Annotated in this window: 14 protein-coding genes; 6 read left to right on the top strand and 8 right to left on the bottom strand. The window is 43.6% G+C overall.

Annotated features, from left to right (window positions below):
* The first annotated feature begins 169 nt into the window (after positions 1-169).
* Positions 170-382 (top strand): DUF1737 domain-containing protein, encoded by a 213-nt coding sequence (locus VXP95_RS03400; RefSeq protein WP_005101250.1) that lies wholly within the window; start codon positions 170-172, stop codon positions 380-382.
* A gap of 204 nt (positions 383-586) precedes the next feature.
* Here the strand turns inward: VXP95_RS03400 and VXP95_RS03395 are convergent, their stop codons facing one another.
* Together VXP95_RS03395 and VXP95_RS03390 are read right to left on the bottom strand one after the other, a co-directional pair.
* Entirely contained in the window at positions 587-1,945 is a 1,359-nt protein-coding gene (locus VXP95_RS03395) for an MATE family efflux transporter (RefSeq protein WP_416711397.1), read from the bottom strand.
* A 39-nt stretch (positions 1,946-1,984) separates the two neighbouring features.
* Positions 1,985-2,443: a DMT family transporter gene (locus tag VXP95_RS03390; protein WP_416711396.1), complete on the bottom strand. Its 459-nt coding sequence runs from the start codon at positions 2,441-2,443 to the stop codon at positions 1,985-1,987.
* 126 nt (positions 2,444-2,569) lie between these two features.
* Between VXP95_RS03390 and hemW the strand changes: the two genes are divergently transcribed.
* Positions 2,570-3,724, top strand: a complete 1,155-nt coding sequence (gene hemW / locus VXP95_RS03385; protein ID WP_416711394.1) for a radical SAM family heme chaperone HemW — start codon at positions 2,570-2,572, stop codon at positions 3,722-3,724.
* 171 nt (positions 3,725-3,895) lie between these two features.
* Positions 3,896-4,840 (top strand): HNH endonuclease, encoded by a 945-nt coding sequence (locus VXP95_RS03380; RefSeq protein ID WP_416705917.1) that lies wholly within the window; start codon positions 3,896-3,898, stop codon positions 4,838-4,840.
* Between the two features lie 61 nt (positions 4,841-4,901).
* Here the strand turns inward: VXP95_RS03380 and VXP95_RS03375 are convergent, their stop codons facing one another.
* The 5 genes from VXP95_RS03375 to hemF all read right to left on the bottom strand — a co-directional run bounded on the left by VXP95_RS03375 (position 4,902) and on the right by hemF (position 9,868).
* On the bottom strand, positions 4,902-5,111 hold the full coding sequence (locus VXP95_RS03375) for a cold-shock protein (RefSeq protein ID WP_004281542.1): 210 nt from the start codon (positions 5,109-5,111) through the stop codon (positions 4,902-4,904).
* A gap of 348 nt (positions 5,112-5,459) precedes the next feature.
* Positions 5,460-7,283: an acyl-CoA dehydrogenase C-terminal domain-containing protein gene (locus VXP95_RS03370; RefSeq protein WP_064094547.1), complete on the bottom strand. Its 1,824-nt coding sequence runs from the start codon at positions 7,281-7,283 to the stop codon at positions 5,460-5,462.
* A gap of 398 nt (positions 7,284-7,681) precedes the next feature.
* The gene (aroE, locus tag VXP95_RS03365; RefSeq protein WP_064095163.1) at positions 7,682-8,470 is read right to left on the bottom strand and encodes a shikimate dehydrogenase; all 789 of its coding nucleotides are present in this window, start codon (positions 8,468-8,470) and stop codon (positions 7,682-7,684) included.
* Between the two features lie 99 nt (positions 8,471-8,569).
* The gene (locus VXP95_RS03360; protein ID WP_064094546.1) at positions 8,570-8,776 is read right to left on the bottom strand and encodes a hypothetical protein; all 207 of its coding nucleotides are present in this window, start codon (positions 8,774-8,776) and stop codon (positions 8,570-8,572) included.
* A gap of 135 nt (positions 8,777-8,911) precedes the next feature.
* Positions 8,912-9,868: an oxygen-dependent coproporphyrinogen oxidase gene (gene hemF, locus VXP95_RS03355; RefSeq protein ID WP_416711392.1), complete on the bottom strand. Its 957-nt coding sequence runs from the start codon at positions 9,866-9,868 to the stop codon at positions 8,912-8,914.
* 236 nt (positions 9,869-10,104) lie between these two features.
* Between hemF and hemN the strand changes: the two genes are divergently transcribed.
* Positions 10,105-11,478 (top strand): oxygen-independent coproporphyrinogen III oxidase, encoded by a 1,374-nt coding sequence (gene hemN / locus VXP95_RS03350; RefSeq protein ID WP_064095162.1) that lies wholly within the window; start codon positions 10,105-10,107, stop codon positions 11,476-11,478.
* Positions 11,479-11,617: 139 nt separating this feature from the next.
* Here the strand turns inward: hemN and ribA are convergent, their stop codons facing one another.
* Positions 11,618-12,220, bottom strand: a complete 603-nt coding sequence (ribA, locus tag VXP95_RS03345; protein WP_064094544.1) for a GTP cyclohydrolase II — start codon at positions 12,218-12,220, stop codon at positions 11,618-11,620.
* Positions 12,221-12,529: 309 nt separating this feature from the next.
* Here ribA and dxs point away from each other — a divergent pair, with 309 nt between their 5' ends.
* Together dxs and VXP95_RS03335 are read left to right on the top strand one after the other, a co-directional pair.
* Complete coding sequence (gene dxs, locus VXP95_RS03340) at positions 12,530-14,440, top strand: 1-deoxy-D-xylulose-5-phosphate synthase (protein ID WP_416680903.1); 1,911 nt, start codon at positions 12,530-12,532, stop codon at positions 14,438-14,440.
* A gap of 114 nt (positions 14,441-14,554) precedes the next feature.
* A complete protein-coding gene (locus VXP95_RS03335) occupies positions 14,555-15,385 on the top strand; it encodes an inositol monophosphatase family protein (RefSeq protein ID WP_034608351.1) in 831 nt (276 codons plus the stop codon).
* Positions 15,386-15,579: the final 194 nt, after the last annotated feature.

The raw sequence follows: 15,579 nt of genomic DNA, 5'->3' as shown, positions 1-15,579 counted from the left end.
TTAATGCATCATCTTTGATTTGATAAAGATTTATCTTTATCTCCTTGGCTAAACTAAAAGAATATGCCGGAATCCATCATCGTTTTAGATAAGGCTGAGTATTAATTCTGAATGTTGTTTTATGGCTAAAAGCTTAGAATAAACAGATTGCTGTAATGAAGAAAATTCAATGAAAGTCTATCGATATTTTACTGGGAAGGATGATGTGCATTTTTGTGCGCGGGTGACCCGTGCCTTAAATGAAGGTTATGAGTTATATGGGTCACCCACCATGACTTTTAATGGTACGGATGTGATTGTGGGGCAGGTGGTGACCAAAGATGTAGCGGATGAATCAGAGATTCCAGAAGGATTGAAGGAGGCTTTGGGAGCTAATTCTTAACTTCTACATCGAAATTACAATGCTCAAGGCGATGCTCTCATCTTTTATTTTTATGCTGTCACATAGGTGTAGCTCCTACTTTTGTCATGGCAAAAGTAACAAAACCATCTCGTTGATCTGATGCTACTTCCCTGTATCACAGTTCAACGGTGACATCCATGTCACCTACCCAATATTTAAGATTGCTTGAAAGTCGCTAAGTTTTTATACCTTTAAGCTTAAACGTCTGTTATTGCTATAGAGTCGTGCCAGCAATAAAACACAGGCAACACTTAAACCCACGATCAGGCCAACCCAAACACCGGCGGCGCCCATCTCGGTAAAGCGGGATAAATATACTCCAACCGGGAAGGCGATGACCCAGTAAGCCAGCATGGTAATCCACATCGGCCCCTTGGTATCCTGCATGCCGCGCAGACAACCTGCCGCACTGATCTGCCAGGCATCCATCAGCTGATAGGCAATAGCAAACAGAATCAGATACACCGCAATTTGGCTTACGATCAGATCTGAAGTGTAGAGTGCCACAATTTCATTGCGGAAAACCCAAAGCAGAATCATGGTCAGGATCGCCAGAATAGTGGCAGTGATCAGGCCAAGATATTGCACTTTTCGCATGGCTTGCCAGTTCTGTTCACCATAGTAGGTGCCAACCCGAATGGTCAGGGCAATCGCCAGTGACATGGGAATCATGAACAGTTGTGAAGTGACGGAAATAGCAATCTGATGGGCAGCGACAATGGTCTCTCCCAAAGGACTCAGCACAATTGCTGCTGTACTGAAAATACTGACCTCAAAGAAGATCGCCAATCCAATTGGAAAACCCAGTTGCAGAATACGCTTCACCCATTCCGGGTTTATTTTTTCCCAGTGAGTAAAAGGCTGAGTACGCTGATAGGCTCTGTTTTTAAAGATATACAGTGCCAGAGTCATGAGCATTAACCACTGCAAAATCGCTGTGGCAAACCCACAGCCTGCACTGCCTAGGGCCGGAACAGGACCAATACCATACATAAAGATATAGTTCAGCGGAACCAGCAAAACCAGGGCCAATAAACTAATCACGGTGACCGGGCGAGGATTTCCAATCGCTTCTGAGTAGCCGCGTAAGGCTGCATACATGGTTACCGCAGGCATACCAAAACCAATCGCATGCAGGAATAAACTGGCTTTAGGCTGCAAGCTTTCCGGTACACCCAAGAGAGGTAAAAGGGCTGGCAAAACTTGTAAAATCAGGCCGGCAATTACCCCAAGAATCAGGGCAACCCAAAGCGATTGACGTGCAATGGTGGCAATTTTTTCAGGTGTACGTGCGCCGTTAGCTTCGGCAACCAAAGGCGTCGTGGCAATCATAATGCCACTAAATAGCAGCATCACCGGAATCCAGAGTCCTACTCCGACGGCAATCGCGGCAAGATCGGTAGCAGACAGGTGACCGGCCATAATGGTATCAATCAGGCCCAGACCAGCCTGAGAAAATTGGGTCACCAGAATAGGCAGCATCAGATGAAAAAGTTTTTTTAATTCAAAACCAAAGGTTGTGACTGGTGAAACATTCGACACAAAAATTACTCATCGTGATCATGTGCTTAAATAGAAGGTTTAGCGTTGTAAAGTGAGAAGCACACCAATAAAAATTACCACGCCGCCTAAAAGACGTTGCCAGTTAACCGGCATTTTTTCATTACCCAACAATCCCAGATGATCGACCAGCATCGACATCATCATCTGACCAAAAATAATGAGACCGCTAAGAACCAGAAAGCCAAGTTTGGGCGCTGCATAAATGCTCATACTAATCGCGTATACACCCACGATTCCCCCTAGCCATAAATACCAGGGAACACTCATCAGTTCCTGTAAACCGGGTTTGGGATTAGACTGAAAAAGTACGATTACGGCGAGCACTATTGTACCAATCAAAAAGGAAAAAAATGCAGCTTGAATAGGAGAATATAAATATTCTTTTAGTTGTGTATTAATTGCAGTCTGGAGTGTCAATAAAACACCGATTGCAAAAACCAAAGGAAGTAAAATAATAAGTTGAGAAGATATTTTCATAATTTTAACTGACTAATTCTATTTAAATTTTTAGACATATCACACGATCAAATTTAATTTTAGCAGTGTTGCCGCCGAGTCATGTTAAAATTCCGCTATATCTTGTAATCGTTTTTGAGTAGTTCTTTGGCTGAATTGAATCCTGCTGCTGTCCCTTTGTCCTTATATATTCATATGCCTTGGTGTGTGCGCAAATGTCCTTATTGTGACTTCAATTCGCATGCGGTTCCGGATGGTCAGCTATCACTGGAATTGGAACAGGAATATTTACGAGCACTGGTGGAAGACTTTAAAACTCAGGTCAATTTTGCCCAAGGCCGGCAGATTCACAGTGTCTTTATTGGTGGGGGGACGCCGTCACTGATTTCTGCCCCAGGTTATCAATGGTTATTTGGTCAGCTCAAAGCCATTATTCCCTTTGCCGAAGGCTGTGAAATTACCCTGGAAGCCAATCCCGGCACGGTCGAACATGATCCGTTTGCCGGCTATTTGCAGGCCGGTATTAACCGCCTGTCGATTGGGGTGCAGAGTTTTAATACCGATCATCTCAAGCATTTGGGACGGATCCATAGTAATGAAGATGCGATTTCTGCCATTGGGTTGGCACGTGAAGCAGGTTTTCAGCGCATTAATGTCGACTTGATGCATGGTTTGCCGGAACAGACTTTAGAACAGGCTTTACATGATTTAAAACTGGCAGTGGAGCAGGGTGCTACCCATATTTCCTGGTATCAGTTGACGATTGAACCCAATACGGTATTTTTCCGGACTCAACCGATTTTGCCTGTCGATGAAGTCTTGGAAGATATTCAGGAGCAGGGTGAGCTCTACCTAAAATCTCAGGGTTTTATCAACTATGAAGTTTCGGCCTGGCGTAAAGAATTGCCTTCAGCGCATAATCTGAATTATTGGCAGTTTGGTGACTATCTGGCGATTGGTGCCGGAGCACATGGCAAAGTCACTCAGCCGCATGGCGTGTATCGGTTCCAGAAAACCCGTTTACCTAAGGACTACTTAGCCAAAGTACCTGCCGAACATGTGCAGTTTAAGCGCATTGAAGATGCCGACCTGCCTTTTGAATTTATGATGAATGCATTACGTTTAAATCAGGGCGTGGAAGCCAAACTCTATGCCGAACGTACCGGTTTGAGTCTAGATACTTTACATGAGTTACTGAGCTCTTTACGTGAAAGAAAATTAATGGTCGATGATCAAGACCGGCTTTCATGTACCGAGCAGGGGCATATCTTTTTAAATTCGGTATTAGAAGAATTTCTTTAATTATTTAATTTCCCCATTGTTCTAAAAGAAACCCTAATAGGATTTTATTGGGGTTTTTTATTGCCTTAAATAAATACCTAAAGTCTGATTGAAGCTTTCTTAGAGAGAAGTTTTCTGAGAATATTCAAAGATTAAATTAATTGAATATTATAATTTCTAGAGGGTGGGCAGGTGGATACATTATGGGCTTTTCAACAGCTGGATTTAACTGACACCCGATTCTTTATTTTTGATAGTAAAAGTGATCATCTGGTTTATGAAGATCGGGACTTTAAAGAATATCATTGGGATCAAAGTAAATATAATCGGGTCAGAGAAGGAGATTTCTTTTTATATCGACGACCGCAAAAAGCTTCTGAAATTAAAAATCAATTCTATCTTTATGGTGCAGGTCGTATAGCCAAGATTATTGCACCTAATGCTATTCCTCAAAATCATCAAAAACGCCAAACCAAACCGGTCTTTGCGGAAGTGATCGATGGTATACGTTTTATAGATCCCATTCTGCAGTCCGATTTGGAAAATTTTCAATGGACTTTTAAACCACGCGGAAATACTTGGGAACATTTTTTTCAACAATATGGCATGAATGAGATCACGGCAGATGATTTTTGGCGATTACTTAAATTAGCGGGAAGAGGGGAAAAACAGGACACTTTGCGGGATACGCATTTGCGTCAAGAAATCCTTGATTATAGTGTTGAAGATCAATATGCCAAAGTAAAGGTTCGCGGCTCGGCACATCAAGAATTTGCCTTACAAGTTAAACTCAATTATCAATATCAATGTGCGATCTCCGGCATTAAGACCAAAGCCTTTTTAGTGGCTTCTCATATTGTACCTTGGTCTGAAAATCAGGCACACCGAAAAAATCCGCGTAATGGAATTTGTTTATCTTCTTTATTGGATCAAGCTTTTGATCAGGGATTTATCACACTAGATAAAGGGCTTAAAGTGTGTATTGCGAATCAAGCCAAGCAAGATGTGAGTTTATACGCCTATTTAAAGCCCTATCACGGTAAACGAATCGACGTACCAAAACGTTTTGCTCCTGATCCGGTATTTTTAGCCTGGCATAGAGCACACCGGTTTTTAGAACAACCAAATAATCTTTAAAAAATGATAGGCACAAAAAAAGCACTCTAAGAGTGCTTTTTTTCAATATCTTGCGTCTAAATTATAGAGCAACGATATTTACAGCTGTAGGGCCTTTTTGACCTTGAGCTACGCTGAAAGAAACCTTTTGGCCTTCAACTAAAGTTTTGAAACCTGAACCAGTGATTTCGCTGAAATGAGCAAAAACGTCTGGACCTGATTCTTGTTGAATGAAACCGAAACCTTTAGTTTCGTTGAACCATTTTACTGTACCGTTAACTGTATTAGACATAATATAACCTATTGAATCGTATGAATTTATAGCCAAAATTTCAGATGACTAACTGTAACTTTGAAAAATAAAAAGGATGGAGCTTTTTGATCTGTAATACGAAGGTTTATGACTAAAACTGCGATACTTAAAAGAAGACTAACCAAAACAAGAATTTTTCTAGTTGGGGTTATCATACCGCTTATTTTGAGATATACAAGCGTTTTATTTGGCTAATTTATTAGGATGTTGAAAAATATAAAATTAAATTTGTATATTTTATATCCAGAAAGGTTTTTTAAGTTGAAAGAAAGATATTTGAGTCAATAAAAAGAGCGCCGAAACGCTCTTTTTGAGACAATTTACAGCTTAGTAATCGAAGCTAAAGTGTTCTGGCGCGAGTGCCGTCATGGTTTTAGAGGGATTCACCATCGCTTCTGCATGACCTTGGGTACGTGGCAGAATACGTTCAAAGTAGAAATCAGCAGTTTTGATTTTTGCTTTATAGAATTCTGGAACTTCCGCACCATCACCAGATGCCAGTTTGGCTGAAGCAACTGCAGCTTGCTGTGCCCAGAAGTAGGCCATCATCACATAACCGGAGAACATCAGGAAATCGACTGACGCAGAAGACACGATGTCGCGGTCCTTACGTGCAGCCAGCATAATACGCACGGTTAAGGCATTCCACTGTGCACAGAGCTTGGTTAAATCCCAGGCGAAACGGCGCATGTATTTATTGCGCGCATGCTGACCGCAGAATTTCAGAATTTCAGCAGTGTAATCACGAATCACTTTGCCTTTCGACGTCAACAGCACTTTACGGCCGATCAGATCCAGTGCCTGAACACCTGTAGTACCTTCGTACAGGGTAGAAATACGTGAGTCACGTACGATCTGTTCCATGCCCCATTCTTTGATATAGCCATGTCCACCAAAGACTTGCATACCATGATTTGATGCTTCATAGCCCATTTCGGTCAAGAAGCCTTTCAGGATAGGGGTGTAGAAACCAAGATGATCATCATGCTGTTCAAAAGCAGCGGTATCGCCACGCAGCAAAGCATCATTCATATTATCGGCAATTTGTGCTGCATGATAAATCATGGCACGGCCACCTTCAGCAATGGCTTTTTGCGTCAACAGCATGCGGCGTACATCGGCATGATGAATGATTGCATCCGCTACTTTTTCTGGATCTTTTTTGCCAGACAGGGCACGCATTGACATACGCTCTTTGGCATAAGGCAAAGCACCCTGGAATGACAATTCAGCATGGCAGATGCCCTGAATTGCAGTACCAATACGCGCCGTGTTCATAAAGGTAAACATGGCATGCAGGCCTTTGTTTGGTTCACCAATCAGGTAGCCAGTCGCATTGTCGAAATTCAGTACAGCCGTTGCTGAAGCGCGAATCCCCATTTTGTGTTCTATCGAGCCACAGTTTACTGGATTGCGTTCACCGATCCCACCATCTGCAGCAGCAATAAATTTCGGTACGATAAACAGGGAAATCCCTTTGGTGCCTTGCGGTGCATCCGGAAGGCGTGCCAGTACAATATGTACGATATTTTCAGTGAGGTCGTGCTCACCTGCGGAAATAAAAATCTTAGTTCCTGAAATCGCATAAGTGCCATCTTCTTTCGGCTCTGCCTTGGTTTTTACCTGACCCAGATCCGTACCACATTGTGGTTCAGTCAGACACATGGTGCCCGCCCAAGTTCCTGCAACCAGGTGAGGCAGATACGTGTTTTTCTGCTCATCGGTACCATACTGGATAATAGTATTGATACAGCCCACACTTAAACCCGGATACATCTGGAATGACCAGTTCGCAGTACCCATCATTTCTGATTTGATCAGGTTTAAAGACATGGGCAGGTTTTGGCCACCAAACTCTTCAGGATAAGACAGACCTTGCCAGCCACCTTGTACGAACTGTTCGTAAGCTTCCTTAAAGCCTTTCGGGGTTTTTACTTCGCCATTTTCAAAATGACAGCCTTCTTCATCACCGCTTTGGTTCAAAGGTGACAGTACATTTTCACAAAAATCTGCCGCACCTTCTAAGATCATATCTACCGTGTCGGCATCGGCATATTCACCATTCGACAAATTCTGGTAGTGCGCAGGGTAGTCAAGCACTTCATTCATAAGGAAGCGAATGTCGTGTAAAGGGGCTTTATATGCTGGCATGCGTTTAATCCTGATTGAAATAGTTTTGGATTATCTGTATCGATTCTTTGATTATTCACATTGGGGATAAAAAAACATTGATGAATTCAGTGAATAAAAATGTCAGAAAAGCGAATCGATTTTTAATTCCAGTCAATTAACTCGGTTAATTTTATTGACTAGTATAGATATTGCAGGAAGATTGAAAACTTGTTATCACATTGGACTTTAATAAATTAAAAGGTGATATGTCCAGTATACTTTTGTATGAATTGTGCTCAAATTTAAGTTAAAACAGGCCGGCTTCTAAAATGTCACTAGAACCAATCCATGGTGTCTCAGCTTCTGGACGGTTAGAGGAAATTCAGTTGCGGGCTATAGTTACAACCCGAACTGAACTCATTGGATAGATAGGGCTTTTAAAGAAACTCTTTTAAGTCCGGCTTGATGCCATTCCAGATGTAAAAAGATTCAATCGCCTGACCGACCAGCATTCCAAAGCCTTCTGACGTGGGAACACCGCGCGCCTTGGCCTGATCCAGAAAGGAAGAGGGTTTACCATAGGCCATTTCATAGGCCCTCTTAAACTGTAACGTTTCCGGTAGAATAAGGGTATCACCGCTGAGGCTTGCAGAAGTGGCGTTAATCACCAGATCAAATTCACCGCTAAGATTATCCAGAGAAATTGCCTGTAATTCGATTTGCGGTACGGCATTCTGAATATCAGCAACCAGCTGTTTCGCGCGTGCCAAGGTGCGATTGGCAATCACGATTTTTTTCGCACCCGCCTGCGCCAGGGGATAAATCACGCCACGCGTGGCACCGCCTGCACCAATAATTAAGATAGCTGTATTGTCCAGTGGCCAGTCTAAAGCACGGATAGCCTCGACTAGGCCCTGACCATCAGTATTGTCGCCATGCAGGACCCCATTTTCCATCCATAGGGTATTCACGGCTTTGGCAATTTTGGCCCGTTCACTCAACACCTGACATTGGATAAAAGCCTGCTCTTTGAAGGGGACAGTAACATTCAGGCCACTACCACCCTGACTAAAGAAGTCCTGAATATTGGCTTCAAAGCCATCCAGTGGAGCCAGACGCTTGGTATAACTCAGGTCGACTCCAGTTTTAGCAGCAAAGGCGTGATGCAATTCTGGAGAACGTGACTGTTCAATCGGGTTACCAATCACGGCAAATTGTTTGCTCATTTCACAATGTCCATGTGCGGAAATGGCCATCAATATACGTGAAAAAGCGCAGGGACTAAAGCCTGCGCAATCTTTAATTACTGCTAGGTTGTCAGCATGTTAGGAACTGCAAATATCAATAATATGTTCCGCAAATATCAGCGCCATACTAAAAACGACTCCAACCCCAGTCAGAATACTCACCAGAATAGCTGCGCCATCCAGAATCAGGTTGTGACTCAAAAGTGCGGTACTCATCGCACTGATGGCGAGAGCAAGGAAAAGCCAAAAGGCCAATATAGGTAGATTTAATTGAAGATTATGCATTTTTATTTCTCACTAAACATCAAATAGAAGTTGATCGATGTAGCGATAGGGTGCTGCGATCAAATCAGATATTTCTATTCGACAGTATAGAGGAACTTTCCATTAAAAAAGCCCTCCATTTGAGGGCTGTTTGTATCATTTCATTGCTTGGGATCTTAATTCTGTTAACCAGTCGTGTGGTTTTAGGTAATAATCTGTTAAGCGTTTTTCGGGTGAGCCTTCATCCCATTCCGGGCGATATGACCATCCGGTAAGCGGGGGTAGGCTGACCAGAATCGATTCAATCCGGCCGCCAGTCTGTAAACCAAACAGGGTGCCGCGGTCATAAACCAGATTGTACTCTACATAACGACCACGACGGTATAACTGAAATTCGCGTTGTGCTTCGGTATAGGGTTTATCCTGATTGCGCTGGAAAATCGGCAGAATGGCTTGCAGATACCCATTGCCTACAGCCTGCATATACTGGAAACAGGTTTCAAAATCCCATTGATTCAGGTCATCAAAAAACAAGCCGCCCACACCGCGCTGCTCGTCACGATGTTTCAGGTAAAAATAGTGATCACACCATTGTTTATGTTCAGAATAAACTTCTGCACCAAATGGAGCACACAGATCATGCGCTGTTTGATGCCAGGACAGTACATCTTCATCATTTGGATAAAATGGGGTCAGATCAAAACCGCCACCAAACCACCAGATCGGATCCTGACCTTCTTTTTCTGCGACAAATAAACGCACGTTGGCATGTGAGGTGGGCACATTCGGGTTTTTGGGATGGATGACTAGTGATACTCCCATTGCTTGCGCTTTGGCACCGGCAATATTGGGATGGCGTTCAGTCGCAGAAGCGGGCAGTTTGGAAATGTTGATGTGGGAGAACATTACCCCACCTTTTTCAATGACCGTGCCGTTTTGCAGAACACGTGAACGGCCGCCACCACCTTCCGGGCGCTCCCAGTCATCAATAATAAATTCGGCCGTACCGCCGCCAGCACGTTCCTGTTGCTCCAGTGCCGCACAAATCCGTGCCTGCAAGTCGAGGAGAAATTCACGAACGCGTTGAATATCCGTAGATGTAGGATGCTGCATCAGAACCCTCGTAGGGAAATAAAAAACTAATTACATCAAAGCATAAAATCAGTCAAAGATTAAGGTCTATTTGGTGATGCAATTCATCAGCCCAGACCTTACATTCCACTATTCATAAACAGAATGCACCATTAAATCCGACCAAAGGGCTAGGTTGAATTCTTTTTTCAAGCTCAGCACAATAACTTGCAAGCGCTCATTGGCTTGAGCATTTTTCGATGGTAAAGGTGGGTGTCATGTCGGTACAGGTCAATTCCCTGATTCAAAAATATAATGTTCCCGGTCCGCGCTATACCAGTTATCCCACGGTTCCGTATTGGGAAGAGCAGAATTTCTCGCTGGAACAATGGAAGCAAACGCTAAAAAAGTCTTTTGCGGAATCCAATCAAAGTGAAGGCATTAGCTTGTATATCCACCTGCCATTTTGTGAAAGTCTGTGTACCTTCTGCGGGTGTCATAAGCGTGTGACCAAACGCCATGAAGTTGAACAGCCTTATATTCAGGCAGTGCTGAAAGAATGGGATTTATATTGTGAGCTATTACAAGAAAAGCCCATAATTAAAGAGATTCATTTGGGTGGGGGAACACCGACATTTTTTTCAATGGCGCATCTGGCTCAACTGATTCAAGGCATTCTGGCCAAAGCCGACGTAGCGCCTGTACATGAATTCAGTTTTGAAGGCCATCCTAATAATACCACGCGTGAGCATTTGCAAGGATTGTATGACCTTGGTTTTCGTCGGGTCAGTTATGGGGTGCAAGATTATAATGAAACCGTGCAAAAGGCGATTCACCGGATTCAGCCGTATGAAAATGTTAAACAGGTAACCGAATGGGCAAGAGAAATTGGCTATGAATCGATTTCTCATGATCTGGTGTTTGGTCTGCCATTTCAGAGTCTGGATGATGTCTTAAATACTATTGAGCAAACCAATTCGCTTTTGCCGGACCGTCTGGCTTTATATAGCTATGCACATGTGCCCTGGATTAAAGGCAATGGTCAGCGCGGTTTTAAAGATGCCGATGTACCCAAAGATGCGATCAAACGGGAATGCTATGAAGCGGGTAAAAAGAAACTTCTGGCACATGGTTATCATGAAATCGGCATGGATCATTTTGCCTTAGAAAAAGATGCGATGTACCAGTCCTTTCAAGCTGGAACATTGCATCGCAACTTTATGGGATACACAGCCTCTAAAACCCAGGTGATGATTGGACTCGGGATTTCTTCAATCAGCGATAGCTGGTACAGCTTTGCGCAGAATGTGAAAACCATTGAAGAATATTATGAATGCCTGGCGCGCAATGAAATTCCGGTATTTAAAGGACATGTCTTAAACCAGGAAGATCTGATCATCCGGCAACATATTCTAAATTTGATGTGCAGCTTTAGCACCTCATGGGAAAATTCCGAGATGCTTTTTCCTGAAATTGATGAGGTTTTGGAACAGCTTGAGGAAATGGCACAGGATGGTTTAATTGAATTTTCAGACTCGTCAGTCACAATTCTGGAGAAAGGGAAACCATTTGTACGCAATATTTGTATGGCTTTTGATTTACGTTTAAAGCGACGGATGCCAGAAAGTCGGATTTTCTCGATGACGATTTAATCTCCTCCTAAACCCCATTTTTAAGAAAGAGAGAGAAAGCCTCCCTGAGCCAGACTTAAACATGGCTTTAAGTCGAAGCGCAAGAAAGGGAGGTTTGGAAGGATTCAGTTAAAATAAGGTAGGACAGGGTTTAAAAATATTAAAAATCATCCTTTTTATAAAGATGTGCCATGCGTTCGTGCTTGGTCTTAAGGTATTGTTCATTAAACGGGTTTAAGCCTACTGTTAGCGGGACACGATCGACTACATTAATGCCTTGTGCTTTTAAGGCTTCTATTTTTGAAGGGTTGTTGGTCACGAGACGTACCGATTTTATCTGTAAATGATCCAGCATAATGCTACACATATCATATTGGCGTGCATCCGCCGGCAGGTTCAGCATCAGGTTGGCATCTACGGTGTCATGGCCTTGATCCTGCAGGGCGTAAGCACGAATTTTATTGGTCAGGCCAATACCACGCCCTTCCTGACGCAAATACAGAATAGCTCCGCGGCCCAATTCATTGATCAGTTTTAAAGTTGCTTGTAATTGCGGGCCACAGTCGCATTTGAGTGAAGCAAAGGCATCACCGGTTAAACATTCAGAATGTACACGGACCACCACAGGTTCATCTGATACTTCCTCAAGTCCTTTAGACAGTGCGACATGCTCTTCACCGGTCTTAGGGTCTTGAAATACAGTAATTTTAAATTCACCGTGAGCGGTAGGTAATCTTGACGTTGCGACAAACTCGATTGGCACAGCTGAACCCGTTAAATCCTGAAATTAGCTAAAGTATAGCGTAATGATTGAACATTGGTAGAATTGCAAAGTCGAAATTCTGCATTAGATTTTCTTTTTTGTAGAAAGCGAACGATAATAGTTGATAAATAGTAAGATTATTCAGGATAATCGTAGGCTGCGATTTTTTCACCCCGACGAGATCATTGTTTAATATTGCATCGCTAGAAGCGTAGCTGAATTGAAGCTGCTACAATTCAGCTATATGATCGGGTACTCCCCATTGACCTAGCTTTAGATTTGCCAGGCTTTAGAAGGCTTTGCCATAATATGCTGTATACAGAAATCCCAACTCAACGCCCTGTAACACCGTTGCTTGATGCGATCAATCATCCTGAGCAACTGCGTGCACTCGAGCAAAGCCAGCTAGAACAAGTGGCAGATGAGTTACGTCAATTCATTTTGTATGCTGCCGGGCAAAGTGGCGGACATTTTGGTGCCAACCTTGGTGTAATTGAACTCACCGTGGCCTTACATTATTGCTTTAATACGCCGCATGACCGCCTGATCTGGGATGTCGGTCATCAAGCCTATCCGCATAAAGCATTGACAGGTCGTCGTGAACAGCTCACCACCATTCGTGCTAAAGATGGTCTGGCAGCCTTTCCGGCACGTGAAGAATCTGAATTTGATACTTTTGGGGTAGGCCACTCGTCTACTGCGATTTCTGCCGGTCTTGGCATGGCTCTAGCGCGCCGTTATCAAAACAAGCCATGTGAGGTGGTGTCGATCATTGGTGATGGTGCCATGACGGCAGGTATGGCTTTTGAAGCCATGAATGATGCGGTAGCACATCAGGCGGATCTGATGGTGGTGCTGAACGATAATGATATGTCGATTTCTTGCAGTACTGGTGGTTTTGCCAAGCATTTAGCCGCAATTTGGGAGCGTGGTGAATTTATCAACGTGACTGAAGAGGGAGAGGCTTATGTACAGCCGCATCCGGAGTGGCTGTATAACTCGCGATTACACAGTGCAGCAACCGATGCAGCAGACAACCTGTTTAAAGCCATTGGCTTTGATTATTTTGGTCCTTATGACGGTCACGATGTCAAACAGCTGGTGCATGTCTTTAATGCGCTGAAAAAACGTAAAGGCCCCCGCCTGATTCATATCTATACCAAGAAAGGCAAAGGCTTTGCTCCGGCAGAATCAGATCAAATCAAATATCACGCGATTAGTAAACTCAATGCTGTTGCCGCCAGCAATACTGCACCGAAATATTCGGATGTATTTGGACAATGGCTTTGCGATGAAGCGGCACAAGATGCACGTTTGCTCGCAATCACACCTGCGATGTGCGAAGGCTCAGGCATGGTCAAATTTGCCAAAGAATATCCGGAACGTTTCTTTGATGTCGCGATTGCCGAACAGCATGCAGTTACCTTGGCTGCCGGTATGGCTTGTGAAGGCTTGAAGCCGGTGGTTGCAATTTACTCGACTTTCCTGCAACGCGGTTATGACCAGCTGGTACACGACGTAGCCTTGCAGAATCTGGATGTCACTTTTGGTATTGATCGTGCCGGTCTGGTCGGTGAAGATGGGCCGACGCATGCCGGTGCATATGATTATGCCTATATGCGTACTATCCCGAATATCGTGATTATGGCGCCGAAAGACGAAAATGAATGCCGTCAAATGCTGCATACTGCGTATTTGTATCCAGGACCTGCAGCCGTACGTTATCCGCGTGGCAATGGACTGGGCGTCGAGATCCAGCAAAAAATGATGGAGATTCCGATCGGTCAGTCAGAAATCGTAGCTAGTTTTAACGGGCAGTATGATGAATATATTTCTGTGCTGGCATTTGGTAGCCGGGTACAGGCTGCAGTCGACGCTGCTGAAGCATTTGCCATGAAACATGAAATTGGTGTGCGGGTAATCAACATGCGTTTTGTCAAACCGCTAGATACCCAAATGCTGGACGATCTGGCATTGACGACCAGTCTGTTTGTTACGGTGGAAGAACATGCAGTGATGGGCGGCGCCGGCAGTGCAGTGAATGAATATCTGGCAGAAGCACAGATTGTTAAACCACTCCTGAATCTGGGTCTGGATGATACATTCATGGCGCAAGCGACCCATACCCAGATGTTGCAACAGGCTGGCCTAGATGCGCAAGGCATTGAAAAATCGATCAATCAGGCTTGGTCCAGCTTAGGGCAAAGTGTTTTGTCATAAGTTCTTAAAAATTTTAGACACATTTTTCCCAAAAAAGCCCTGATATTTGCTAAGATATCGGGGCTTTTATGCATTATTCTTTATCAGTGTCTTCAAATTTGTAGTGGGTGTTCAATGGAACCTATGGTGGTGATGGCTGCGCGTGCGGCTCAGTTAGTTGGTCAAGAGCTTTTAAAAGCGCATCAGAATCGTCATAAACTCGATCTACAAGTCGAAGAAAAAGGAATTGATGGTCCAGTAACGCGTGTAGATCGTTATTTGGAGCAGTTGACCATCGATACCCTACGTAAAAGCTATAAAAATCACAGTTTCCTTGGTGAAGAGTTTGGCTATCAGGAAGGTAATGGTCACGACGCCGATTGGTGTTGGGTGATCGATCCACTGGATGGTACTTTAAACTTCATTAACGGTTTCCCGCATTTCTGTATCTCTATCGCAGTTCAGCACAAAGGCATTACTCAACACGGGGTGATTTATGACCCGGTGAAAGATGAGCTATTCTCTGCCAGTCGTGGTCGTGGTGCCATGATGAACCAGCGTCGTATTCGTGTGAATGTCAAAGACAGCCTGGAAAATACCTTTATGGCTGTTGGTCACGCTTACCGTGCTAAACGTAATGGCGAAGTTGTATCTTATGCCAAGAACCATTTTCAAAGTTTGTTAAACGTGACTGAAGCTGGCGCGCAATATCGTCGTTCAGGTTCTGCGGCATTGGATTTAGCCTATGTTGCTGCAGGCCGTTTTGATGCTTACTTCGAACTTGGTTTAAAACCTTGGGATATCGCAGCGGGCGAATTGATCGTGAAAGAAGCAGGCGGTACTGTAGTTGATGCACGTGGTGGTAGCGACTCTATGGAAAATGGTCAAGTTTTGGCTTGTTCAATGAAAATGCTTAAACCTTTAATGCAAGCAGTTGTTCCTGCTTGGGGTGAAGCAGCAAAATAATCGGGTTTAGATGAAATATATCTAATTTTCAGAAAAGGCATCCTTCGGGATGCCTTTTTTAGAGCAGTAAAATAGTTAAGAAGGGAGGTAGAGTATATTTCTAACATGATATGAATATTGGAAATATCAAGTGAATTGGCGAAAACTGCCTTTTTATACCGGTTGTTACATTTTTTATTCATATTTAAGTGTAT

It is taken from the genome of Acinetobacter sp. 226, assembly GCF_048147925.1.
In the GTDB taxonomy this organism is placed as follows: Bacteria; Pseudomonadota; Gammaproteobacteria; order Pseudomonadales; family Moraxellaceae; genus Acinetobacter; species Acinetobacter pecorum.
The sequence above is the reverse complement of the archived record's forward strand: the minus strand, read 5'-3'. Positions and strand labels throughout refer to the sequence as shown.

Bases quoted from the DNA above. Each gene is read 5' to 3' on its own strand.
- VXP95_RS03400 (WP_005101250.1), top strand. From the start codon at position 170: ATGAAAGTCTATCGATATTTTACTGGGAAGGATGATGTGCATTTTTGT.
- VXP95_RS03390 (WP_416711396.1), bottom strand. From the start codon at position 2,443: ATGAAAATATCTTCTCAACTTATTATTTTACTTCCTTTGGTTTTTGCA.
- VXP95_RS03375 (WP_004281542.1), bottom strand. From the start codon at position 5,111: ATGTCTAATACAGTTAACGGTACAGTAAAATGGTTCAACGAAACTAAA.
- VXP95_RS03370 (WP_064094547.1), bottom strand. From the start codon at position 7,283: ATGCCAGCATATAAAGCCCCTTTACACGACATTCGCTTCCTTATGAAT.
- aroE (WP_064095163.1), bottom strand. From the start codon at position 8,470: ATGAGCAAACAATTTGCCGTGATTGGTAACCCGATTGAACAGTCACGT.
- VXP95_RS03360 (WP_064094546.1), bottom strand. From the start codon at position 8,776: ATGCATAATCTTCAATTAAATCTACCTATATTGGCCTTTTGGCTTTTC.
- hemF (WP_416711392.1), bottom strand. From the start codon at position 9,868: ATGCAGCATCCTACATCTACGGATATTCAACGCGTTCGTGAATTTCTC.
- hemN (WP_064095162.1), top strand. From the start codon at position 10,105: ATGTCGGTACAGGTCAATTCCCTGATTCAAAAATATAATGTTCCCGGT.
- dxs (WP_416680903.1), top strand. From the start codon at position 12,530: ATGCTGTATACAGAAATCCCAACTCAACGCCCTGTAACACCGTTGCTT.
- VXP95_RS03335 (WP_034608351.1), top strand. From the start codon at position 14,555: ATGGAACCTATGGTGGTGATGGCTGCGCGTGCGGCTCAGTTAGTTGGT.